Here is a 21,764-nt window from a genome sequence, read left to right as displayed (position 1 = left end):
GGCGAATGCTTAAAATTCGCATTTGCATTCCTGATCGTTCCCGGGCCTTTGGCCGGTGGCGGGTGTGCGTTTCATCCTTTGCCGAGCCACTCGCCTTGCGCCGCACGCCTTCATCCGCCCTTCGCACCATCCCCCTGATCCTGTTCGCGGGCTTTCTGGCGCTGCCCGTGCTGGCGGTGCTGGCATCGTGGCTGCCGTTGTCGCCCGCCGGGCAGGGCGATGCCCAGGCGGGCGCCATCCTGCGCGAGATGGCCGCCACGGTGCTGCCCGGCTATGTGTGGACCACCCTGTGGCTGAGCCTGCTGGTCGCCCTGGGCGCGGCCATTGTGGGCACGGGCACGGCAGCGGCCGTCACGCTGTTTGACTTCCCCGGTCGCCGCACGTTCGAGTGGCTGCTGCTGCTGCCCCTGGCCATGCCCGCCTACGTCACGGCGTATGCCTACACCGACTTTCTGCAGTACAGCGGCCCGCTGCAGGTGGGCCTGCGCGATACCTTCGGCCTGGAAGGGCGCCTGCTGCCCGAGGTGCGCAGCCTGGGCGGAGCCGTATGGGTGTTCATCTTCTCGCTGTACCCGTATGTTTATCTGCTGGCGCGCACGGCCCTGGGCGAGCGCGCTGCGCACCTCATGGAGGCCGCGCGCCTCTTGGGTGCGCCGCTGCCGCGCCGCATCCGCGCGGTGGCGCTGCCGCTGGCACGCCCTGCCGTGGCGGCCGGCGTGGCGCTGGTGCTGATGGAAACGCTGGCCGACTTTGGCGTGGCCAGCTATTTCGGCATCCAGACATTCACCACCGGCATCTACAAGGCCTGGCTGTCGATGGACAACCGCCTGGCCGCCGCGCAGCTGGCCACCATGCTGCTGGTGGTGGTGATGGCGCTTCTGCATCTGGAGCACCGCGCGCAAAAACGCATGCGCTTTGCCACGGGCGGTGGGCGCGCCGGGTCGGCCGAGGCGCAGCCGCTGGCGCTGCGCGGCGCACGCCGCTGGGCGGCGTGGCTGGTGTGCGCGGTGCCGGTGCTGATGGGGTTTGTGGCGCCCGTCCTCTTCATGCTGCGGCCCTTGGCGGCAGACTGGTCGGTGCTGCCGTGGGAGCGCTTCATGGAATGGGCATGGCACAGCGTGCGCCTCGGTGGCATCACCGCCGCGCTGGCGGTGTTCATCGCACTGGCCCTGGCCTTTGCCGTGCGCCGCCAGCCCGACGCCATCACACGCGGTGTGGTACAGCTGGCCAGCGTGGGCTACGCCGTGCCGGGCGCCGTCATCGTGGTGGGCCTGCTGTTGCCCGTGGGCTGGCTGCAGGCGGCCATGCCGCAGTGGGGGGTGGGGGCGCTGGTTACCGCCACGGCGTTGGGCATCGTCTGGGCCTATCTCGTACGGTTTTGCGCCGTGGCGCTGCAGTCCATACAGAGCGGCTACGCGCGCATACCACTGAGCCTCGACGATTCCGCCCGCATGCTGGGCATCAAAAGCCCCGGCCTGATGGCGCGGGTGCACTGGCCGCTGCTCAAGCGCTCCACCGCCGCTGCCGCGCTGCTGGTGTTTGTAGATGTGATGAAAGAGCTGCCCGCCACCATGGTGCTGCGCCCCTTCAACAGCGACACCCTGGCCGTGGTGGCCTACCAGCTGGCGCGTGACGAGCGCCTGGGGGAGGCGGCGTTGCCGTCACTGGCACTGGTGGCCGTGGGGCTGGTGCCGGTGATCTTGCTCAGCCGCACCCTGCGCAGCCGGGGTTGAACGGGTCTTTGCTGGGCGCTTCGGATCACCTCGGTGGCCTGCGCGTGCAGGTGCGGTTTGCTATTGAAATCATAGCTGTTGGCGCTTGATGGATAAGTGCCGGCGGCCTGAAACACTGTGATATTGCGTTGTGGGCCTGGCGTCGCATGGGCGCCAGACCGTTGACTGCCGGGGTCTGCACAATGTGCGGCGGGCCCTGTGCAACGGCCTGTTTTTCGCAAGGACGGATCCTCCATGCATTTCATCGTTTTCGGCGCCGGTGCCATCGGCTGCTATGTGGGTGGCCGCCTCGCGGCCCATGGCCATTCCGTCACGTTGGTGGGCCGCGCGCACACGCTGCAGCCCATCGCTGCGCAGGGCCTGCGCGTGACCGATCTGGACGGCTTTGACCGCACCGTGCCCGCCACGGGCTTGCGGATCGCCACCAGCCTGGCGGAGGCGGCGCCGGGCGCTGACAGCATCGTCCTGCTGTGCGTGAAAAGCGGCGCCACCGAATCCGCCGCGCGTGAACTGGCGGCTGCGTGTGCGCCCGGTACGCCCGTCGTCTCGCTGCAGAACGGCGTGGACAACGCGGCCCGCATCGCTGCCGGTGCGCCTGCCCAGCATGTGCTGGCGGGCATGGTGCCGTACAACGTGGTCCTGCGCGGTGCGCACGTGCACCGGGCCAGTGCGGGGCACCTGCAACTGCAGCGCGATGCCGTCACCGAGCGCCTCGCGCCCGTCCTGGAAGCCGCGGGCCTGACCACGGTGCTGCCGCCCGACATCCGTGCCGTGCAGTGGGGCAAGTTGCTGCTCAACCTCAACAACCCCGTAAACGCGCTGTCCGACCTGCCTCTGCGCCAGGAATTGCTGAACCGCGACTACCGCCGCGTGCTCGCCGCCCTGCAGTCCGAAGCACTGGCCGTGATGGCCCGGGCGGGCATTCAGCCAGCCAGGCTCACGGCGCTGGCGCCCGCGCTCTTGCCCCCTGTGCTGCGGCTGCCCGATTGGCTGTTCAAGCGCGTGGCCCAGCGCATGCTGCAGATCGACGCGACGGCCCGCTCGTCCATGTGGGACGACCTGGAGGCGGGACGCGTGACGGAGGTTGATGCGCTGTGCGGCGCCGTGGTGCGGCTGGCGACACGGCACGGCATGGTGGCGCCGCTGAATGCGCGGATGTGCGAGCTGCTCAGCGGGCCAAGGTTGCGGCTTGGCGGGAGGGAGATGCGGCGGACGCTCGGGATATAGGCAGGCGGGTCTGTGCGGTGCTTGCCGGGTTACGCTGCGCTTGCGATCTCCAGCGGCACCCGTAGCCCCGCCTTCAGGCACCCCAGGGACACCGAGGTCCGAAACCGCCGCACGTTGTCGTCGCCCTCAAACAGGCGCCGCGTCAGCACCTCGTAGTCCGCCATGGACGCCACGGTCACCACCAGCAGGTAGTCCGCCTCGCCCGTCACGTTGTAACACTGCTGCACGGCTTCTTCTGCAGCGATGCGCTGGCGCAGAAGGGCGGTGCGGTCGGGGCGCTCGTTTTCCAGATGCACCTCGACGAAGATGGTCAGGGGCTTGCCCACCTTTTCGGGGTCCAGCACGGCCACGTTGGAGCGGATGACACCGGCTTCTTTCAGCCGCTGGATGCGTCGCTGCACGGCGGGGGCAGACAGGTTCACCGCCTGGGCGATCACGCGCTGGGGCGTGGTGTTGTCGCTTTGCAGGATGTCCAGGATGGCAAGGTCGAATCGGTCAAGTGCGGCAGGGGATGGCATGACACCTCGCAAGGCTGATTGAAAGATGCATTTGACTGCTGAAATCAGAGTCAAAAACACGGGAGATGCGCACTATATTTTCGCGCATGGCTTTCGCATCCGCATTTCCCGGGTTCCACCGGTTCCTTCCTTTCCTCGCCGTCCTGGGCTCCGTCACGGCCCTGGGCATTGGCACGTCGTGGGCCAAGCACTGGCTGTTCCCGGTGGTGGGGGCGCAGGGCACCACCGCCGTGCGGGTGGGTTTTTCGGCGCTGCTGGTGCTGCTGCTGTGGCGGCCCTGGCGCTGGCACCTGTCGCGCTCCGACGCGCAGGCGGTAGTGCTGTACGGCGCAGCCCTGGGTGCCATGAACCTCATGTTCTACATGTCGCTGCGCACCTTGCCGTTTGGCCTGGCGGTGGCGATCGAGTTCTCGGGGCCGCTGGCAGTGGCCATCTGGTCGTCACGCAGGGCGGTGGACTTTGTGTGGGTGGCCCTGGCCATTGCCGGGCTGGGCCTGCTGCTGCCGCTGGGGCTGAACGGCAGCACGCTGGACCCTGTGGGCGTGCTGTATGCCCTGGGGGCTGCGGTGTTCTGGGCGCTGTACATCGTGTTTGGCAAACGCGCGGGGCACCTGCACGCGGGGCATTCGGTATCGCTGGGCCTGCTGGTGGCGGCGCTGGTGGTGGTGCCGGTGGGCGTCGTGCATGCGGGGGCCGCACTGCTGTCGCCCACGGTGCTGCTCATTGGCGTGGCGGTGGCGGCGGTCTCCAGCGCCATCCCGATCTCGCTCGAAATGATGGCCCTCAAGCGCCTGCCCAAGGAGGCCTTCGGCATCATGATCAGCATGGAGCCCGCCGTGGCCGCCATTCTGGCTCTGGTGCTGCTGGGCGAGCACCTGAGCGCAGTGCAATGGCTGGCCATCGGCTGCATCGTGGCCGCGTCGATGGGCAGCGCCATGACAGCCGCGCGCCCCGCCGCCTCGGGCCCTGCTGCTCAGGCGGCCTGACGTTTGAGGTGCGGCGCCCCCGGGCACTTCGCGGGCGTCGACACCCGTTAGGCGGCATTGGATGACACACCGTGGCCTCGCTCCATCGCAACAATGGGCTTTTGTTACAGGAGCTGCCCATGACGCGCATTCCGCCATTACCAGAAGCCCGGGTGGACGAGGCTGAACGCAAGGTCAGCGCCATCCTGGCAGAACTGGAAGAGGCCACCGATTCGGAGGTCAAGGACATTGATCTGGAGGACGTGGTGGAAACCGACGCCGCATCGGGCCATCCAGCCGTGCACCAGAGCGTGGAAATCACCGTGCAGCCCCGCGCGCAGCGCAGGTGGCTCAAATAGCGCGCGGACCCATGCGCTGCCAGCGCCCCGGCGTTGTCTGACAGGCGCACGGTCTGCCGGACTTCGCCCGGCGCCTGCCAGGCGCCTTAAAAAAGGAACACAGATGAAACCACTCGGGTTTCGTTGCCCTTTTCAGGAGACGCACATGCAGTCAACCCATCCCAAACAAGCCGACACACACACCCCGCCCATCGACGCGGATCTGGCCGAGCAGGCCACCCCGGGCTACGGCATTCCCTCGCAAGACCCGAGACAAGGCGCTCAGACGGCCCTGTCGCCCGAAGACGCTGAGCGCGAGTCCCAGTCGGTGCTGATGGGTGGCGGAATGATGGCGGGCGCAGCGGCTGGCGCGGCCGTTGGTGTGGCGGTCGCCGGCCCGGTTGGTGTCCTCGTTGGAGGCACGGTAGGCGGCATCGCAGGTGCGCTTGGCGGCGCGGCGGCTGGTACGGCGGTGGGTACCGGCGAAACGGCCCCTGCATCGGACGCCCCGGCCCGCCGTACCTGAGCCTGTCCGGCCGGAGTACGGCCTTCAACTGCGCAAATTTGATAGCTGCAGGCGCTTATACAGCAAGCGCTGGAGGCCATTTTGACTATGAATATGGTCCCCTCGACAGGAATCGAACCTGTATCTAGCGCTTAGGAGGCACTCGTTCTATCCATTGAACTACGAGGAGGCGAGACAGCCGCGCATTGTAGTGGGCGCTGCGGCCTCGGCCGCGAGGGTGCGGGCTCAGTCGTACTTCACGGTGTAGATGATGTCCACCGCGCTTTTCTCGCCTGTCTGCCCGCGCAGCGTGAGGCTGCGGGTGAGGTCGTAGAAGATGTAGAGCGTGCCCAGCGTGCCCGACAGGCTGCGTTCGTACGTCACATACAGATCTTGTGAGAGCCGCTTGCCCAGGGTGAGGGCCGCGGTGGATGCGTCTTCACCCGCAGCAGGCCCTTTGACGCCGATTTCGTCCAGGCCGAGCCGACTGGCGATGCCCGCGCCCGGATTGTTGCCCCGGCCGAGCAGCGCCAGGGCGGCCTGCTGGAGCACGGTGGCTTCGGCACCGCCGGCAGCGGCATCGCGGCCCAGCACCACCCACGAGAGCTTCTCGGCGTCGGGCAGCTCGGGGTCGGAATACAGCGTGACCCGGGGCGCCTGCGCGGTGCCGGTGACCTGCACACCGGCGCGCACGCGGATGTTGGGGCGCAGCGCCAGAATGTCGAGCGAGGGGTTGTTGTACGGGCCGTTGAACCGGATCAGGCCGGTTTCCACGTTCAGCATCTGGCCCCAGGCGCGGTAGCGGCCTTCGTCGGTGCGCACCTCGCCAGTCACGCGCGGCGGGGCGCCGGGCACGGCGCTGCTGCGGATCTCCACCTCGCCCGTGAGGCGTGTGGTGATGCCGTGGCCGCTCAGGGCAAAGTCGCGCCCCAGGTTGAGGGTGATCGCAATGTCGGGCGGCTTGGCGGTTTCGGCCTGGGCCGCCACCTGGCTCGCCTTGGCGGCGGCCTGGGCCCGGGCCTGGTCGGCAAGGTCTTTGGCTTTGGAGCGCACCACCACGTCAGACCCCAGCGTGGGCGCAGATTCGTCGGGCAGGATGATGGTGGCGCGGTCGGTGGTGAGCGTGCCGCGCAGGCTGATCTGGCCCTGCTGCAGCTGCGCCTGCACGGTGCCCGAGACGCTGACCTGGCGGTCGGCGCGCACCAGCACCTGCAGCGCTTTGGCCTCGGCCTGCATCGACATGGCAATGCCTGACATGCCCGTGGCTGCGGTGGCGCTGTTGCCCCAGGTGATGCGGCCGGTGCCGGTGAGCGTGCCGCCGTCTTGCGACGCCGCCGTGCGGTTGCCGCTGAAGCCCGCAATGCGTGCGCTGCTGCCGCGCCCGCCCTGCAGGCGCAACTCGGTGATGTTGAGCTGGTTGCCCTGCAGCGTGGCCCGCAGGCGCCCGCCCTGCAGGTCCACGCCGTCGACCACCGAGCGCACGGCCATGTCGTCAGCGCCCAGCGTGCCGGCCCAGAGCGGTGCATTGCGGGTGCCCGACAAGGTGGCGCTGGCATCGAGCGTGCCGCGCACGCGCCAGCCGGGCGGCGCCAGCGCCGACCACACGCCCACATCGGGCAGGCGGGCGCGCAGGGTGCCGGCCAGCGGCGCGTCGGCGGCCCAGGTGATGGGGTTGTCTGCGGTGGCAGGTGCCAGGCGGGTGCTGACGGTGGCGTCGACCTCGCCCGCTCGGTCGCTGGTCCACAGCAGACGGGCGCGCAGGGCGTCGCCTTCGGCTTCGACAGAAATTTCTGCCTGGCGCACGCCTGCGGGGCTGCCTGCGCCCGGGCCCGGGGTTCTGGCGGAGGCCTCCGTGGCGATGGCAGTGACGGCGCCTGCGCCCGTGCCCTGGCCGCTGCTTTGCACGGCGGTCACGGCGGTGGCGTCGCCCGCCAGGATGCGCAGATCGCCGCTGGCACGGCGCAGGCTGGCGCTGGCCCGCAGGCTGCGGGTGGTGTCCACGCTCCACTGCCCGTCCAGTACCACGCTGGTGGAAAGGCCCATGCGCGCCAGCAGCGGCTGAGCGGGGCTGCCCGGCGCGCCCGCGCTGCCCGTTTTGCCACCCAGGCCCAGCGCTTCCACCCACGCCATGGGCAGGCCTTGCAGCGTGCCCTGGGTTTGCAGCGTGGCGGGTGTGCCTGCGCTAGCACTGGTCACCACGCGCACGGGCTGCCAGCGCAGGGTGACGGTGCCGGGCGCCGGCCCCGTCAGGCGTGCCTGCCCGGCCGAGGTTTGCAGCGTGAGCCCGCTTGCCGATCTGTTGACGTTGACCGATACCGGCTCGGCCAGCTGCAGCGCCCAGGGGCCGGGGCGCTGCGCGTCTTGCGCCTGCAGGCGCAGCTCGCTGATCTGTGCCTTCCATTGCCCGGCGGCGGGCATGCCACCGGCCAGGCGGGTTTGCACTGTGGCCCGCAGCGCTTGCGGGCCAAGGGTTCGGGCCTCGCCATTGAGCACCAGCGATGCCTGGGCCAGGCTGCCCGACAGCGTGGCGCTCAACGCGCGCAGCTGAACGGGTTGCAGGGTGGCTGCGCCGGGTTCTGCGCCGGTGGCAGTGGCTGGCAGCGTCAGGTCCAGCTGGGGCGTGGTGAGCGTGGCTTGCAGCTCGAACAGGTCTTTGCCTGTGGGCAGTGCGTTGCCGCTGCTGGCGGCTTGCAGTTGCCGGGCGGCGGTTTGCCAGCCGCCCTTCCACCGCGCGGTGAGCTGTGCCGTACCTTTGGCTGCCGCGCCCCGTACGGAGCGCTGCAGGTTGGCACCCACAAAGGGCAGGGTGGTCAGCCATTGGATAGTGCGGTCGGCGTCGGCCCACTGCACCTGCAGATCGCCCGCACCCGTCTGGGGGGCGATCTGCCCGTTGGCCCGCGCCGTGGCGCCGGGCACGGTGAGTGTCAGCTGCCCCTGGGCGGACTGTGCACCCAGCGCAATGCGCAAGCCGGTCGCCTCTGCGCGCGCCTGCAGGGCATCGAGCAGCAGGCGGTCGAGCTGCAGGGTGCCGACGCTGTCTGTGCCCTGCGCGGGGCCGGGTGGTTGCCAGCTGCCTTGCGCGGTGAGGGTGTTGATGCGCAGCGGGGCGGGGCCCGTGGTGCGTACAGCACGCGCAGGGGTGGTACTGCGCGCGGCCGGGCCGGGGGTGGCGCGGATGTCGGCGTTGAAGCGCACGGCGGTGCCTTGCGTTTCGGCGCGGATGCGGCCCGAGAGCGGCGCCGCAGCCAGCGCGGTGTGCAAGGCGTCGGGCCGCAGGCCGCGCAGCTCGGCCTGGCCCTCCAGCGCGCCGGTGGCGGGGGTGAAGTGGCCTTGCACGGCGGCGCTGCCGCCGCCCGCCTGGAGCGTGGCGCCGGGCACATCCCACCGGCTGCCGTCGTAGGTGGCGCTGGCTTGCAGGGCGGTCAGCGGCAGGCGGGCCTGGTCCCACGGGCCGGGGAGGTCGTTGCGCAGCCGGGCCTCCAGCGACCAGCCGCTCGATGGGCTGGTCGTGGCGCTGCTGCGGTCTTTGGTGCCCACTGGCGCAGGGCCGGCCTGCAGCGTGCCGTGCAGCTGCGTGGCAGGGGCCTGCGGCCACAGCGCTGCCAGGTTCACCGCGCGCAAGGTGGCGGTGGCCGCCTGCACAGGCTGTGACGCCCACGGGGCCAGTGTGGCCTGCACATCAGCCTGCATGGGCTCTGCGGAGGCTGGGTTTGCCGATCCCGCCGGTGCCGCATCTGCGGCGGGGCTCACGCGCGCCTGGAGCTCCAGCTGCGCCGCCGCCGTGGCCAGGGTGCCCTGCAGCGTGGCGTGGGCGCCCAGCTGGATCGGGGTGGTGGACGTGCTGCCTGGCACAGTGGTCTGCACGTTGCCCTCCACCGTCACATCCAGGGCCATGGGCGTCCGGGCCTGCAAGGTGGCGCGGGCGCTGTAGCGGCCCTGGGCCAGTTGCACCTGATCGATGTTCAGCCGGTGCTCGCCGCCGTCAAAGCGGTAGTCGCCTTGCAGCCCATGGGCCTGCACGGCGGTGGGGCCCGCCCACTGGATGGCATCGACCCGAAACGGCACACCGATCTGCAGCGGCAGCACCAGCTCTGTCAGGGGATTCAGGGGCGTATCGGGTGGGGGAACCGCAGGCGTCTGGGGCGTGATCAGCACGCGCGCAGCGTGCACCTCGCCCAGCTCGAGACGGCGCTGCAGCAAGGGAGCCAGCTGCCAGCCCAGGCGGATGTCGGTCACCTCCACCGCCAGGGTGGGGCTGCTCCAGCGCAGCCAGCCAATGCGCCCGCCGCTGCGCAGCGCGCCCGACACCTCGCGGCTTTCCAGCGTCTGGTCGGCGGGCAGGTACTGCGCCGCACGCGCAAGGGCAGCGGCCAGCGATGTGCTGCTGCCCGCCCACCACCAGACGCCCGTTGCGGCCACCAGCACCAGCGCCACCAGGCTGAGCAGCAGCCAGCCCAGCGCGCGCACGGCACGTGGCGCGCGCCGGGGTGGTGCACGCCCGGCCGTGGTGGCCCCGGCGCTGAAATCGGAGGCGCGGTCGCGGGGTGGTGGCGGTGGCGGGGTGCGCGTTGCCATCAGAAGCTGAACCCCAGGCGCAGGTGCAGCCGCACCTCTTGGGTCTTCACGCCGTAGGCCAGATCCGCCTGCACCGGGCCCACGGGGCTGCGCCAGCGCACGCCTGCGCCCAGCCCCACGCGGGGGCTCAGGTCACCGACCTTGTCCGCCACGGCGCCCGCATCCATGAACACGGCGCTCTCCCAGTCTGTCATCTGACCCTTGTAGACGATGGGGCGCTGCCATTCCACGCTGCCCGCTGCCATGGTGCGGCCACCGTAAATCTGGCCGTTGTCGGTGCGTGCGCCGATGCTGCGGTAGCCATAGCCGCGCACGGTGGTATCCCCCCCGGTCAGAAAAAGCTGGGTCACGGGCACCTGGGCACCATCGCGGGCCAGCACCACACCGGCTTCGGCGCGCAGCGCCACACGGGCGTTGCGCCCCACGCCCGCGCTGTCGGTCACCCGGCCGGCGGGAACGAAGGACTGCCAGCGCACCAGCGCACGCACAAAGGGGTCGCGCTCGGGCCGCAGTGTGGTACCCAGGCCCAGCTCCACCGCAATGCCGTGGCCGCGGGTGGGTGCGGTCAGGCTGTTGAAATAGCGGCCCGTCCAGCCGTAGTTGATGCTCAGGGCGGCGCTGGAATCTGCGGGCGAGAGCGCGTTGGCGGCCAGCCCCTGGCTGTGCGCGTAGTCGTACTGCAGAAAGTAGTTGCGGTCGATGTGCTTGCTGCTTTTGCTGCGCCCGGAGCGCAGGCGCCCGCTGTTGACGTCGTAGTCGCCGGTGGCCTCGCGCTGCAGCTGGGCGCCGGCAAACCAGCGCCAGCCGTTGTCATCGGGCAGGTCAGTCCATTCGCTGCTGGCGTGTTTGGTCTCGCGGTCCAGCGAGAGCTTGCTCACCGCGCGCCAGCCGATCAAGGGCAGCTGGTTGTGGATGTGCTCCAGCGACAGGCGTGCGCCGCTGTCGGTCGAAAAGCCGGGGCCGAAGACCAGCTTTTGCAGCGGCGCCTCCCGCACCTTGGCCACCACGGGTGCGGCCTGCGGGTCGGTGCCCTCGGTATCGAGCGTGAGGAACACGGCGTCGTAATAGCCGCTGCTGGCCAGGCGCAGCTGGGCATCCAGCATTTCGGCCTCGTCGTACACAGCACCGGTAGGCAGGCGGGCCAGGCGGCTTGCGCCATCGGCGGCGTAGCGCTCGCTGCCTTCGACCCGCAAGGGCCCGAAGCGGTAGGGCGGGCCCGGGTCGTACGTCACGCTCAGCTTGGCCTCGTGGGTATCGGCATCCACCTCGGCACGGCTGTTGGCAATGCGCGCCGTGGGAAAGCGGCGCACCTGCAGTTCACGCAGGCCGCCATTCTTGGCAGAGTCCCATGCAGACTGGGTAAACGGCAGGCCGGGGGGCAGCGACCAGTTGCGCTGCACGCGCAGCTGCTGGCGTGTGCGGCCCTCCGCATCGTTGCCCGACAGGGCGGAAAAGCCGATGTCGGCACTGGCAATGCGGGTCTGCGGGCCGGGCTGCACGGTGATGACCACGGTGCGCGGCGCGCCTGCGCTGGCCGGGGTTTCGGTGAGCTCGACCGTGATGGTGGGCGCAAAGTACCCCATCGTGCCCAGCAGCTCGCGGGCGTTGGCATCGGCCGCGCCCAGCAGGCGCTGCAGCTCGGCGGCCTGCAGATCGGGCAGGTTGCGAAAGCGCTGCAGTTCCAGATGGCGCTCCAGCGTCTCGCGCACCTCGTCGGGCGCCCGCACCTCGACCGCGAACGATGGCGAGGCCGATTCGGCCACCACGGGCGCGCCGGGTGCGTCGGTGTCGCCCTCTGTACCGTTCAATGGCAGCAGGCTGCAGCCCTGCAGGCACAGCGCGCCAATAAGCAGCAACGCCGACCAGGGGGCCGGCGTTGGAGCATTGGCAGTGGCGGGGCGCAGGATTCGGAACAGCACGGCAGGAGGAAGGTAAGGGCGCAAGGGGTCGCGGCGATCAGCGCCCCCGACTATGCCGCGAAAAAAAGCCCTTGCTTGTCAGACAGGGACTCACATGCGGCTTGCCCTTGCCCCCGCCAGCGGATGGCCCAGAGGGAACCTATTTGGACAGCAGCCGCATGGTTTCTTCGAGCCCCTTGAGCGACAGCGGGTACATGCGGTTGCCCAGCAGCTGCTGGATGATGCTGATGCTTTGCCGGTACTGCCACACGCCCTGGGGCTCGGGGTTGATCCAGGCGTGCTTGGGGAAGGCGTGCGTGAGGCGCTGTATCCACTCGGCGCCCGGCTCTTCGTTGTTGTATTCCACACTGCCGCCGGGCTGCAAAATCTCGTAGGGGCTCATGGTGGCGTCGCCCACGAAGATGAGTTTGTAGTCCTTGTTGTACTTGCGGATGATGTCCCAGGTCGGGAACTTCTCGGCAAAGCGGCGGCGGTTGTTCTTCCACATGAAGTCGTACACGCAGTTGTGGAAGTAGTAGAACTCCAGGTGCTTGAACTCATTTTTCACCGCGGAAAAGAGCTCTTCCACGCGCTGGATGTGCTCGTCCATCGTGCCGCCCACGTCCATCAGCAGCAGCACCTTCACGTTGTTGTGGCGCTCGGGCATCATCTTGATGTCCAGATACCCGGCGTTGGCAGCGGTACTGCGGATGGTGTCGGGCAGGTCCAGTTCGAGTTCATGCCCTTCGCGCGCAAACTTGCGCAGGCGGCGCAGCGCCACCTTGATGTTGCGCGTGCCCAGCTCCTGCTGGTCGTCGTAGTCCTTGTAGGCGCGCTGCTCCCACACCTTCACCGCGCTCTTGTTCTTGCCCGCGCCACCAATGCGCACGCCCTGCGGGTTGTAGCCGCCGTGGCCGAAGGGGCTGGTGCCGCCGGTGCCGATCCATTTGCTGCCGCCCTCGTGGCGTTCCTTCTGTTCTTCGAGGCGCTTTTTCAGCGTCTCCATGAGTTCGTCCCAGCCCATCTTCTCTATGGCGGCTTTTTGCTCGGGCGTGAGCTCGTTTTCCAGGATCTTGCGCAGCCAGTCGGCCGGGATCTCCTTGGTGAAGTCGGCCACCATCTCCACGCCCTTGAAATAGGCGCCGAAGGCCCGGTCGAACTTGTCGTAGTGCTTCTCGTCCTTGACCAGCGTGAGGCGCGAGAGGTTGTAGAAATCGTCCAGGCTCCACGCGTCATCTGACATGGGGCCCACCACACCGGCCTGCAGGGCCTCGAGCAGGGTGAGGTATTCCTTCACGGACACCGGCAATTTGGCCGAGCGCAGGGTGTAGAAGAAGTCGATGAGCATGATATTGGCCTCCAGCGCTTACTGGGTAAGCGCATGCCGCTCTAAAAGATATAGCAATTGTGACTTGGCCTCAGGCCACTCGCCAGCGCGCATGCTGTACATCACCGTATCGCGGATGGTGCCGTCGCGGCGCAGTGCGTGGCCGCGGATCACACCGTCCTTTTTTGCGCCCAGGCGCTCGATGGCGCGTTGCGAGGCAAAGTTGAAGTTGTCGGTGCGCCAGCCCACCACATGGCAGCCCAGGGTATCGAACGCGTGGCCCATCATCAGTAGCTTGGCGGTGGTGTTGACGTGGGTGCGCTGCACGCTCTGGCGGTACCAGGTGTAGCCAATTTCCACGCGCTTCACGGCCGGCAGGATGTCGTGGTAGCTGGTGCTGCCCAGCACCGTTCCTGTCGCATCGTCTACCACCGCAAAAGCAAAGCGGTGGCCGTCTTCGCGCATCTTGAGCGCTGTCTCGATGTAGGCCCGTGTCTCATGCGGTTCGGGCACCGAGGTGATGCGCAGCTTCCACAGCTCGCCGTCCGCGGCAGCAGCGCGCAGGCCTTCTTCGTGCGCCAGGGCCAGCGGCTCCAGACGCACGCCGTTGTGGCACATCACCAGCGGTTCAACGAAACTCATGGCCGCGCTCCGGGAATCAACGGTTCCTCTGGTTCATGAAAACCAGCTTTTCAAACAGGCTCACGTCCTGTTCGTTTTTCAGCAGCGCGCCCACCAGCGGTGGCACGGCCACCTTGTTGTCAGCGCTTTGCAGGGCGCTCAAAGGGATGTCTTCGGCCACCAGCAGCTTGAGCCAGTCGATCAGCTCGCTAGTCGAAGGTTTTTTCTTCAGGCCCGGCAGGTTGCGCACGTCATAGAACGTTTTCATTGCCACGCCCAGCAGGTCGGCCTTGAGCGTGGGGAAGTGCACGTTGATGATCTGCCGCATCGTGTCGGCCTCGGGGAACTTGATGAAGTGGAAGAAGCAGCGGCGCAGGAAGGCGTCGGGCAGTTCCTTCTCGTTGTTGGAGGTGATGAACACCAGCGGCCGGTGCCTGGCCTTGATGAGCTCGCGCGTTTCGTAGCAGTAGAACTCCATGCGGTCGATCTCGCGCAGCAGGTCGTTCGGGAATTCGATGTCGGCCTTGTCGATCTCGTCGATCAGCAGCGCCACGGGCCGGTCGGCCGTGAAGGCCTGCCACAGCACGCCCTGGATGATGTAGTTGCGGATGTCCTTGACTTTTTCGCTGCCGCCTTCGAGCTGGCTGTCGCGCAGGCGGCTCACCGCGTCATACTCATACAGGCCCTGCTGTGCCTTGGTGGTGGACTTGATGTGCCACTGCAGCAGGGGCATGTCCAGGGCCTGCGCCACTTCCTCGGCCAGCATCGTCTTGCCCGTGCCGGGCTCGCCCTTGATCAGCAGGGGCCGCTGCAGCGTGATGGCAGCATTCACGGCGAGCATCAGGTCCTGGGTGGCGACGTAGTTCTGGGAGCCTTGGAATTTCATGGGGAAAACACCGGATCGTTGATGAATGGGCTTGACAGGGCGCTGGCTATAATCGGCGGTTGATCAGAGCCCAGAGCTGAACCTCCACGAGATTGTGCGCGCAAAATGAACAAAACGCTGACCACGCTATTTGCCCTGGCTGTCGCTTCCGTGACCGCCTTGTCCCACGCCCAGGAAGCCAAAGGCGACGTGGAAGCCGGCAAGCAAAAGATCGCCATGTGCATCGGCTGTCACGGCATTCCGGGCTACCAGGCCAGCTTTCCTGAAGTGCACAAGGTGCCGATGATCTCGGGCCAGAGCGGCAAGTACATCGCCGCGGCGCTGGTGGCCTACCAGAAGGGTGATCGCAAGCACCCGACGATGCGCGGCATTGCCGAGACTCTGAGCGAGCAGGACATCGCTGACGTTTCGGCCTATTACGAACAGCACGGCAAGTCGATCGAACTGGCGGCCAAGCCCAAGCGCGAACCCAGCGTGCAAGTGGCGGCGCTGCTGCAAAAGGGCGCCTGCGTCTCCTGCCACGGCGACAACTTCGCCAAGCCCATCGACCCCTCATACCCCAAGATTGCGGGCCAGCACGCCGACTACCTGTTCGTGGCGCTCAAGTCGTACAAGGTGGAAAAGAACAACAACCTGGGCCGCAGCAACGCCATCATGGCGGGCATTGCCAAGCAGTTCACCAATGCCGAACTGAAGGCGCTGGCGAACTACATCGGTGGCGTGGAAGGTGACCTGCAGGTCGTGCCCCAGTCGCGATTCAAGTGACCGCTCACCCTGCGACAGTCAGCGCACTCGGTACTGCATAAAAAAAGCCCGCTTCAGCGGGCTTTTTGTTTTTTGGGTGACCCGTCCTACCCAGCGTTGACATGTGGACCCTTCACAAGGGAGATGTGTCATGGAATCAGGCATAAAACGCACGCAGCGCGACTACACACTGGCCTTTAAATTGGTGGTGGTAGAGCAGGTAGAAAAAGGCGAGCTCACCTATAAAGAGGCGCAGCGCAAGTACGGCATCCAGGGGCGCTCGACGGTGCTGGTGTGGCTGCGCAAGCACGGACGCCTGGGCTGGAGTCCTGCGGCATCATCTGCAGCCATGCCACTAGACAAGACCAAAGGACCGCTCACGCCCGAGCAGCAGATCAAGGCGCTGCAGGTGCAGCTCGAACAGGCGCAGGAGAAGGCCAAGCTGTTTGAAGCCGTCATCGATGTGCTGCGCAAGGACTACGGGGTGCGCGTCGTAAAAAAGCCTTTGGGCAAGTCCTCTCGCAAAACCTCGTCGCAGGGTTGAGCGTGAAGAGGGCTTGCCAGCATATGGGCCACAGCCGTCAGGCGTACTACCAGGGCAGGCGCCGCGAGGCCGATCGCCTGGCGAATGCGCAGGCGGTGGTGGAGCTGGTGCGCGAGCAGCGCATGCGCCAGCCACGCATAGGCACGCGCAAGCTGCACCACTTGCTGCAGGAGCCGCTGCAGCGCCAGGCAATAGCGCTGGGCCGCGATGCGATGTTCGACATCCTGCGCAACGCCAGGCTGCTGGTGGCGCCCCGGCGGGCGTACCACAAGACGACCGACAGCCACCACCGCTTCAGGCGCCATCCGAACCTGCTCAAAGCAGGGCCACAGCAGATTCACGCCAGCGCCAGCGAACAGGTCTGGGTAGCAGACATCACCTACTTACCCACACACGGCAAGTTCGTCTATCTGAGCCTGGTTACGGATGCGTACTCCAGGAAGATCGTCGGCTGGCACGTGCACGAGAGCCTGCAGACCGAAGAGGTAGCGCAGGCCATGAAGATGGCGCTATCGGGTCGGCGCACTCGCCAGCAACTGGTGCACCACTCCGACAGAGGCATCCAGTATTGCTCGACGTACTACCAGGCCCTGCACAAGCACCACGGCGTGACCTGCTCGATGACGGACGGCTACGATTGCTATCAGAACGCACTGGCCGAGCGGGTCAACGGCATTCTGAAGACCGAATTTTTGTTGCAGCGCCCTGCGGATCTCGCCCAGGCCAGACGCATGGTTGAGCAGTCGGTGCGCATCTACAACTGCGAGCGGCCACACCTATCGCTGAAAATGCAAACGCCCGATGCGGTGCATCGGGCGTCGTTGGCCGGATAGTCCGGCTGGAGTTTTTAACCGTCCTGGGTGTCAACGCTATTCAGGACGGGTCAGGGCCTCCTCAGGGCTTGCGTACCAAGGGCGCGGTTCGCCGGTGACTCAGCGACTCGCAGCCCAGGCCCCCAGGCCCAGGCAGATGCAGGCCGTGGCGGTCAGTTGCAGGCGCAGTGGCAGATACCAACTGTGCACCGGCGTGGTCCGCACCAGGCTGAAGTCCAGCACCAGGTGTGCAACAAATCCCAGGATGAGAATCAGCGCGCCCGCAGCGACGGGCAGCAGCGGAGTGGGCCATGCCAGCAGCGCCGGGACCACGCTCCACACATAGTGGATCGTGCGCTGCCGCGCTGGCATTTGCGGCGCGGTCATTGCAAAGCCCCAGTGCAAGGCGCCGACAAAGCTCAGGATCACGGCGCCGTAGGCAATCAGCGCGGGGCTCCACAGAGACCGGTGGTCGGGTGCCAGCAGGCTGGCTGCTGCCAGGGCCACGAATGGCACCAGGCCTCCGTACCCCAGCCAGGCGACAGCATGTGGCGTGGATTGCCCGGGCGAGTTGGCTGGGGGGCGGCTGGAAGTCGCTTTTCTGGACGGTTTCATCGTGTTGTCTCCACGGTCAGGCACCGCGGCGGGTCAGTCGCGGGTGGCGCGCCGCTGAACGCAGGCGATGTAGGCATCGCCATCGGGCGGTCGGCCCGCGCGCTGGCTCTCCCACAGCATCTCGCCCAGGCAGTCCATGGTGGCGTGGTGGGCGTCGTGCAGCGAGTCGAGCCGGGCTGTCAGCAGCTCTACTGCCTGCCGGATACCACGCGGCTGGTCGATGCTGCATTGTTCGCTGATGGACAGGTGCATCGACAGGTGCAAAAACGGGTTGGTCTGCCCCGGTGTTTCGTCGTAGTTACGAGTGACGGCCGCATCGGCATCGGACAGGTCGGTGTGGTACTCGGGGTGCTCGGCGATCCACAGGCTCGCCAGCGTCTCGATGGCTTCCATGGGGGCGCCGCTCTGGGTCTTGGCGTGAACGCCGCACAGGAAGCGGCGCACATCGGCTTGGGAGGGGCTGAACATGGGGCGTGAGGGTAGCACGCAGGGCAAGAGCCCGGAGCGCACAGGGGAAGGCCGGGCCCGATCGCGCTCGCTTGCTACATCGCGCCGGGGCGGCGTCCTACGCCGGCCCTGCGCTGGGGCACCTACATTGGGCTGGCGCAAAGGTCGGGAGCCGGGTCCACTTTGTCGCAGTCCTTAAAACCCGGCATGGGGAGAAGTTTCATGAATGCAATGCGAATCGTCGGTGTGCTGTTGTTGGTGGTGGGGCTGGCCGGGTTTTTGACCGGTGGCTTCAGCTTTACCAAGGACACCACCCAGGCCAAGCTGGGCCCGCTGGAGCTCACCGTGAAGGAAAAAGAATCCGTCAACATCCCCCAGTGGATGAGCCTGGGCGCCATGGTGCTGGGTGGCGTGGTGCTGGTGCTGGGTTTTCGGAAAAACTGAGGGCCGTGCCGGCTGGATGCGTCGCAGGCCAACGCATCTTCAGCCCCTGGGCGCGCCCATCATTCGCGAAATGCTCCGGGCCGCGCGCAGCAGCGCAGGCAGCAGGCTCTCCTGCATCATCGCCGCGCTCGTGCGGTTGGCCTGACCGCTGATGTTGAGCGCCGCCACCGTCTGCCCCGTGCGGTTGGTCAGCGGCGCAGCAATCGATATCAAACCCTCTTCCAGCTCCTGGTTCACCAGACACCAGCCCTGCTGACGCGCGTGGCGGATGTGGGCCAGCAGCGCATCGCCATCGGTGGTGGTGTGCTCGGTAAACCGCTCCATGCGCAGGCCCTGCAGCCGGGCCTGCAGTTCATCATCCGGCAAGCCCGCCAGCAGCACACGGCCCATCGAGGTCCAGCACGCAGGCAGGCGCGAGCCCACGCCCAGCGTGGTGCGCATGATCTTGTGCGTCGGCACACGCAGTACATAGACTATGTCCAGGCCGTCGAGCACGGCGGCCGATGACGACTCGCGCACCTCTTCCACCAGGTCCTCCATCACCGGCTCGGCCAGGTTCCAGATGGGCAGCGAAGACAGGTACGCAAACCCCAGGTCCAGGATGCGCGGGCTCAGGCGAAACAGCTTGCCGTCCGTCTCCACATAGCCCAGCGTCTGCAGCGTGAGCAGGATGCGGCGCGCGCCTGCGCGGGTCAGGCCAGTCTGCACGGCGACTTCGCTCAAGGTTTGCTGCGGCGTGGCCGCGCTGAACGAGCGGATCACCTCCAGCCCGCGCGCGAACGACTGCACATAGCTGTCGCTCGGTTTGGGGTCTTTGGCTTCAGGGGTTTGTGAATTCATACGTATGCCAACTATAATTCTTTAAGCGAACATTTGTTCTATATGCGAACAAATTTCAAAGAGACAACAGAGAAACCAAGAAAGCGTTGCAATGATCAACAAACTGGCGGACTCGGTGGCCCAGGCCCTTGCGGGGCTGAAGGATGGTGCCACGGTGTTGATAGGTGGGTTCGGCACGGCCGGCATTCCGGGCGAGCTGATCGATGGCCTCATCGCCCAGGGGGCACGTGACCTCACGGTGGTCAACAACAACGCAGGCAATGCCGACCAGGGCCTGGCCGCGCTGCTCAAGGCGGGCCGCGTGCGCAAGATCATCTGCAGCTTTCCGCGCCAGGTCGACAGCTATGTGTTCGACGAGTTGTACCGCAGCGGCAAGCTGGAGCTGGAACTGGTGCCCCAGGGCAATCTGGCCGAGCGTCTGCGCGCTGCGGGTGCGGGCATCGGCGCCTTTTTCTGCCCCACGGCCTATGGCACCGAATTGGCTGCAGGCAAGGAAACGCGTGAGATCAATGGCAAACACTACGTGCTCGAATACCCCATCCACGGCGACGTGGCCCTGATCAAGGCCGAGAAGGGCGACCGCTGGGGCAACCTTACCTACCGCATGTCGGCGCGCAACTTTGGCCCCGTGATGGCCACGGCCGCCAAGACCACGATTGCCACCGTGCACGAGGTGGTGGAACTGGGCGCGCTGGACCCGGAAGCCATCGTCACGCCCGGCATCTACGTGACGCATGTCGTCAAGATCGACCGCACGGCCACGCAGGCGGGTGGTTTCAAGAAATCGGCATGAAATCGGCACCTACCGCACAAGGATAAAGCGTGAGCAGCTATCAAAAGCGTAGTAAAGAAGAACTGGCGAAGCGCGTGGCGCAAGACATCCACGACGGCGCTTACGTCAACCTGGGCATCGGCCAGCCGACCCTTGTCGCCAACCACATTCCTGCAGGCCGCGAGGTCATCCTGCAAAGCGAAAACGGCATCCTGGGCATGGGCCCCGCGCCCGCTGCGGGGCTGGAGGACTACGACCTCATCAACGCGGGCAAGCAGCCCGTCACGCTGCTGCCCGGCGGTGCGTATTTTCACCACGCCGACAGCTTCGCGATGATGCGCGGCGGCCATCTGGACATCTGCGTGCTGGGCGCCTTCCAGGTCAGCGCGACGGGCGACCTGGCCAACTGGAGCACGGGCGAGCCCGGCGCCATCCCCGCCGTGGGCGGCGCGATGGACCTGGCCATCGGCGCCAAGCAGACCTGGGTGATGATGGACCTGCTGACCAAGCAGGGCGCGAGCAAGATCGTGGCGCAGTGCACCTACCCGCTCACCGGTGTCGCCTGCGTGAAGCGCATCTACACCGATCTGTGCACACTGGCCTGCACGCCCGCCGAGCTGCAGCTCATCGACACCGTGCCCGGCCTGTCGCACGCTGAGCTGGAGCAACTGGTGGGCCTGCCCATCCGTGCAGCCGCCTGACCGAATCCCCCCCCCAACAAACGAGGAGACAAAACCGTGAGCCAACAACGCCAAGCCTTCATCTGCGACGCCATCCGTACCCCCTTCGGCCGCTACGGCGGCGCGCTCTCCAGCGTACGCACCGATGACCTGGGTGCCATCCCCATCAAGGCGCTGATGGACCGCAACCCCGGTGTGGACTGGGCGGCAGTGACCGACGTGCTCTACGGCTGCGCCAACCAGGCCGGTGAAGACAACCGCAACGTGGCCCACATGAGCAGCCTGCTGGCGGGCCTGCCCATCGACGTGGCAGGCGCCACCATCAACCGCCTGTGCGGTTCGGGCCTGGACGCCGTGGGCACCGCAGCGCGCGCCATCAAGGCGGGCGAGGCCGGGCTGATGATCGCGGGCGGTGTGGAGAGCATGAGCCGCGCGCCGTTCGTCATGCCCAAGGCAGAGAGCGCCTTCAGCCGCAACAACGCGGTGTATGACACGACCATCGGCTGGCGCTTCATCAACAAGTTGATGAAGGAAAAGTACGGTGTGGACTCCATGCCCGAAACCGCCGAGAACGTGGCGACGGACTTCAAGATTGAGCGCGAAGCCCAGGACCAGATGGCCCTGCGCAGCCAGCTCAACGCAGTGGCCGCCATCAAGGCCGGCCATCTGGCACGCGAGATCGTGCCCGTGCACATCCCGCAAAAGAAGGGCGACGCCCTCATCGTGAGCCAGGACGAACACCCGCGCGAGACCAGCCTGGAAGCGCTGGCCAAGCTCAAGGGTGTGGTGCGGCCCGACGGCACGGTGACGGCGGGCAACGCCAGCGGCGTGAACGACGGTGCCTGCGCGCTGCTGCTTGCTGACGAGGCCAGCGCGGGCAAGTACGGCCTCAAGCCGCGCGCCCGCGTGGTGGGCATGGCCGTGGCCGGTGTGGCGCCGCGCATCATGGGCTTTGGCCCCACGCCCGCCACCTTGAAGGTGCTGGCGCAGACGGGCCTGACCATCGACCACATGGACGTGATCGAACTGAACGAAGCCTTTGCCGCGCAAGGCCTGGCCGTGCTGCGTGCCCTGGGCATCAAGGACGACGACGCCCGAGTGAACGCCTGGGGCGGCGCCATTGCGCTGGGCCACCCGCTGGGCGCCAGCGGCGCGCGCCTGGTCACCACCGCCGTCAACCGCCTGCACGAACACGCTGGCCAGTACGCGCTGTGCACCATGTGCATCGGCGTGGGCCAGGGCATTGCCGTGATCCTGGAGCGCGTGTGACCGC

General features: G+C 67.1%; 20 protein-coding genes and 1 tRNA gene. 11 read left to right on the top strand and 10 right to left on the bottom strand.

Features of this window, described 5'->3' with window-relative positions; genetic code table 11:
- Positions 1-95 precede the first annotated feature (95 nt).
- Positions 96-1,733 carry an iron ABC transporter permease gene (locus AAFF19_RS18885; protein WP_182118792.1) on the top strand — a complete coding sequence of 546 codons (1,638 nt, stop codon included), beginning with the start codon at positions 96-98 and terminating at the stop codon, positions 1,731-1,733.
- A gap of 234 nt (positions 1,734-1,967) precedes the next feature.
- Positions 1,968-2,960 carry a 2-dehydropantoate 2-reductase gene (locus AAFF19_RS18880; RefSeq protein WP_182118791.1) on the top strand — a complete coding sequence of 331 codons (993 nt, stop codon included), beginning with the start codon at positions 1,968-1,970 and terminating at the stop codon, positions 2,958-2,960.
- Positions 2,961-2,989: 29 nt separating this feature from the next.
- On the opposite strand, the gene AAFF19_RS18875 is transcribed toward AAFF19_RS18880, so the two are convergent.
- Positions 2,990-3,478 carry an Lrp/AsnC family transcriptional regulator gene (locus AAFF19_RS18875; RefSeq protein WP_008903252.1) on the bottom strand — a complete coding sequence of 163 codons (489 nt, stop codon included), beginning with the start codon at positions 3,476-3,478 and terminating at the stop codon, positions 2,990-2,992.
- An 86-nt stretch (positions 3,479-3,564) separates the two neighbouring features.
- Here AAFF19_RS18875 and AAFF19_RS18870 point away from each other — a divergent pair, with 86 nt between their 5' ends.
- The 3 genes from AAFF19_RS18870 (at position 3,565) to AAFF19_RS18860 (ending at position 5,307) form a co-directional block, all read left to right on the top strand.
- A complete protein-coding gene (locus AAFF19_RS18870; RefSeq protein WP_008903251.1) occupies positions 3,565-4,464 on the top strand; it encodes an EamA family transporter in 900 nt (299 codons plus the stop codon).
- A gap of 119 nt (positions 4,465-4,583) precedes the next feature.
- Positions 4,584-4,802: a hypothetical protein gene (locus tag AAFF19_RS18865; RefSeq protein WP_182118790.1), complete on the top strand. Its 219-nt coding sequence runs from the start codon at positions 4,584-4,586 to the stop codon at positions 4,800-4,802.
- A 145-nt stretch (positions 4,803-4,947) separates the two neighbouring features.
- Entirely contained in the window at positions 4,948-5,307 is a 360-nt protein-coding gene (locus tag AAFF19_RS18860; RefSeq protein ID WP_182118789.1) for a hypothetical protein, read from the top strand.
- A gap of 94 nt (positions 5,308-5,401) precedes the next feature.
- Here AAFF19_RS18860 and AAFF19_RS18855 read toward each other — a convergent pair.
- From AAFF19_RS18855 to AAFF19_RS18830, 6 genes are all read right to left on the bottom strand, one after another.
- Positions 5,402-5,476, bottom strand: a tRNA-Arg gene (locus AAFF19_RS18855).
- Between the two features lie 56 nt (positions 5,477-5,532).
- On the bottom strand, positions 5,533-9,861 hold the full coding sequence (locus tag AAFF19_RS18850) for a translocation/assembly module TamB domain-containing protein (RefSeq protein ID WP_182118788.1): 4,329 nt from the start codon (positions 9,859-9,861) through the stop codon (positions 5,533-5,535).
- Entirely contained in the window at positions 9,861-11,780 is a 1,920-nt protein-coding gene (locus tag AAFF19_RS18845; RefSeq protein ID WP_182118787.1) for a BamA/TamA family outer membrane protein, read from the bottom strand. Before AAFF19_RS18845 ends, AAFF19_RS18850 begins: the two co-directional genes overlap by 1 nt.
- A 139-nt stretch (positions 11,781-11,919) precedes the next feature.
- Positions 11,920-13,107: a VWA domain-containing protein gene (locus AAFF19_RS18840; protein WP_182118786.1), complete on the bottom strand. Its 1,188-nt coding sequence runs from the start codon at positions 13,105-13,107 to the stop codon at positions 11,920-11,922.
- A gap of 18 nt (positions 13,108-13,125) precedes the next feature.
- Complete coding sequence (locus tag AAFF19_RS18835) at positions 13,126-13,728, bottom strand: GNAT family N-acetyltransferase (protein ID WP_182118785.1); 603 nt, start codon at positions 13,726-13,728, stop codon at positions 13,126-13,128.
- A gap of 16 nt (positions 13,729-13,744) precedes the next feature.
- A complete protein-coding gene (locus AAFF19_RS18830; protein ID WP_008903376.1) occupies positions 13,745-14,593 on the bottom strand; it encodes a MoxR family ATPase in 849 nt (282 codons plus the stop codon).
- Between the two features lie 105 nt (positions 14,594-14,698).
- Between AAFF19_RS18830 and AAFF19_RS18825 the strand changes: the two genes are divergently transcribed.
- Positions 14,699-15,358, top strand: coding sequence for a c-type cytochrome (locus tag AAFF19_RS18825; RefSeq protein ID WP_008903377.1), 660 nt, complete (start codon positions 14,699-14,701; stop codon positions 15,356-15,358).
- Between the two features lie 130 nt (positions 15,359-15,488).
- Positions 15,489-16,714, top strand: a protein-coding gene (locus AAFF19_RS18820; RefSeq protein WP_342720782.1) for an IS3 family transposase whose coding sequence is annotated in 2 segments (ribosomal slippage) — positions 15,489-15,830 and positions 15,833-16,714 — 1,224 coding nt in all. Because the reading frame shifts where the segments join, the coding sequence is not laid out codon by codon here.
- A 99-nt stretch (positions 16,715-16,813) separates the two neighbouring features.
- On the opposite strand, the gene AAFF19_RS18815 is transcribed toward AAFF19_RS18820, so the two are convergent.
- Positions 16,814-17,308, bottom strand: coding sequence for a DUF3429 domain-containing protein (locus tag AAFF19_RS18815; RefSeq protein WP_246330756.1), 495 nt, complete (start codon positions 17,306-17,308; stop codon positions 16,814-16,816).
- 33 nt (positions 17,309-17,341) lie between these two features.
- Complete coding sequence (locus AAFF19_RS18810; protein WP_008903381.1) at positions 17,342-17,776, bottom strand: DUF1841 family protein; 435 nt, start codon at positions 17,774-17,776, stop codon at positions 17,342-17,344.
- A gap of 201 nt (positions 17,777-17,977) precedes the next feature.
- Here AAFF19_RS18810 and AAFF19_RS18805 point away from each other — a divergent pair, with 201 nt between their 5' ends.
- The gene (locus AAFF19_RS18805; protein WP_176886849.1) at positions 17,978-18,199 is read left to right on the top strand and encodes a hypothetical protein; all 222 of its coding nucleotides are present in this window, start codon (positions 17,978-17,980) and stop codon (positions 18,197-18,199) included.
- 39 nt (positions 18,200-18,238) lie between these two features.
- On the opposite strand, the gene AAFF19_RS18800 is transcribed toward AAFF19_RS18805, so the two are convergent.
- Entirely contained in the window at positions 18,239-19,039 is an 801-nt protein-coding gene (locus AAFF19_RS18800; protein WP_342720780.1) for an IclR family transcriptional regulator C-terminal domain-containing protein, read from the bottom strand.
- Between the two features lie 91 nt (positions 19,040-19,130).
- Here AAFF19_RS18800 and AAFF19_RS18795 point away from each other — a divergent pair, with 91 nt between their 5' ends.
- The 3 genes from AAFF19_RS18795 to pcaF are packed head-to-tail and all read left to right on the top strand — an operon-like array spanning position 19,131 to position 21,760.
- Positions 19,131-19,832, top strand: coding sequence for a 3-oxoacid CoA-transferase subunit A (locus AAFF19_RS18795; protein WP_342720779.1), 702 nt, complete (start codon positions 19,131-19,133; stop codon positions 19,830-19,832).
- Between the two features lie 29 nt (positions 19,833-19,861).
- Positions 19,862-20,512: a 3-oxoacid CoA-transferase subunit B gene (locus AAFF19_RS18790; protein ID WP_342720778.1), complete on the top strand. Its 651-nt coding sequence runs from the start codon at positions 19,862-19,864 to the stop codon at positions 20,510-20,512.
- Positions 20,513-20,548: 36 nt separating this feature from the next.
- Positions 20,549-21,760 (top strand): 3-oxoadipyl-CoA thiolase, encoded by a 1,212-nt coding sequence (pcaF, locus tag AAFF19_RS18785; protein WP_342720777.1) that lies wholly within the window; start codon positions 20,549-20,551, stop codon positions 21,758-21,760.
- Positions 21,761-21,764: the final 4 nt, after the last annotated feature.

This window comes from Acidovorax sp. FHTAMBA, assembly GCF_038958875.1.
GTDB lineage: Bacteria > Pseudomonadota > Gammaproteobacteria > Burkholderiales > Burkholderiaceae_C > Acidovorax.
The sequence above is the reverse complement of the archived record's forward strand: the minus strand, read 5'-3'. Positions and strand labels throughout refer to the sequence as shown.

Bases quoted from the DNA above. Each gene is read 5' to 3' on its own strand.
- AAFF19_RS18880 (WP_182118791.1), top strand. From the start codon at position 1,968: ATGCATTTCATCGTTTTCGGCGCCGGTGCCATCGGCTGCTATGTGGGT.
- AAFF19_RS18875 (WP_008903252.1), bottom strand. From the start codon at position 3,478: ATGCCATCCCCTGCCGCACTTGACCGATTCGACCTTGCCATCCTGGAC.
- AAFF19_RS18870 (WP_008903251.1), top strand. From the start codon at position 3,565: ATGGCTTTCGCATCCGCATTTCCCGGGTTCCACCGGTTCCTTCCTTTC.
- AAFF19_RS18865 (WP_182118790.1), top strand. From the start codon at position 4,584: ATGACGCGCATTCCGCCATTACCAGAAGCCCGGGTGGACGAGGCTGAA.
- AAFF19_RS18860 (WP_182118789.1), top strand. From the start codon at position 4,948: ATGCAGTCAACCCATCCCAAACAAGCCGACACACACACCCCGCCCATC.
- AAFF19_RS18850 (WP_182118788.1), bottom strand. From the start codon at position 9,861: ATGGCAACGCGCACCCCGCCACCGCCACCACCCCGCGACCGCGCCTCC.
- AAFF19_RS18840 (WP_182118786.1), bottom strand. From the start codon at position 13,107: ATGCTCATCGACTTCTTCTACACCCTGCGCTCGGCCAAATTGCCGGTG.
- AAFF19_RS18835 (WP_182118785.1), bottom strand. From the start codon at position 13,728: ATGAGTTTCGTTGAACCGCTGGTGATGTGCCACAACGGCGTGCGTCTG.
- AAFF19_RS18830 (WP_008903376.1), bottom strand. From the start codon at position 14,593: ATGAAATTCCAAGGCTCCCAGAACTACGTCGCCACCCAGGACCTGATG.
- AAFF19_RS18825 (WP_008903377.1), top strand. From the start codon at position 14,699: ATGAACAAAACGCTGACCACGCTATTTGCCCTGGCTGTCGCTTCCGTG.
- AAFF19_RS18815 (WP_246330756.1), bottom strand. From the start codon at position 17,308: ATGAAACCGTCCAGAAAAGCGACTTCCAGCCGCCCCCCAGCCAACTCG.
- AAFF19_RS18810 (WP_008903381.1), bottom strand. From the start codon at position 17,776: ATGTTCAGCCCCTCCCAAGCCGATGTGCGCCGCTTCCTGTGCGGCGTT.
- AAFF19_RS18805 (WP_176886849.1), top strand. From the start codon at position 17,978: ATGAATGCAATGCGAATCGTCGGTGTGCTGTTGTTGGTGGTGGGGCTG.
- AAFF19_RS18800 (WP_342720780.1), bottom strand. From the start codon at position 19,039: ATGAATTCACAAACCCCTGAAGCCAAAGACCCCAAACCGAGCGACAGC.
- AAFF19_RS18795 (WP_342720779.1), top strand. From the start codon at position 19,131: ATGATCAACAAACTGGCGGACTCGGTGGCCCAGGCCCTTGCGGGGCTG.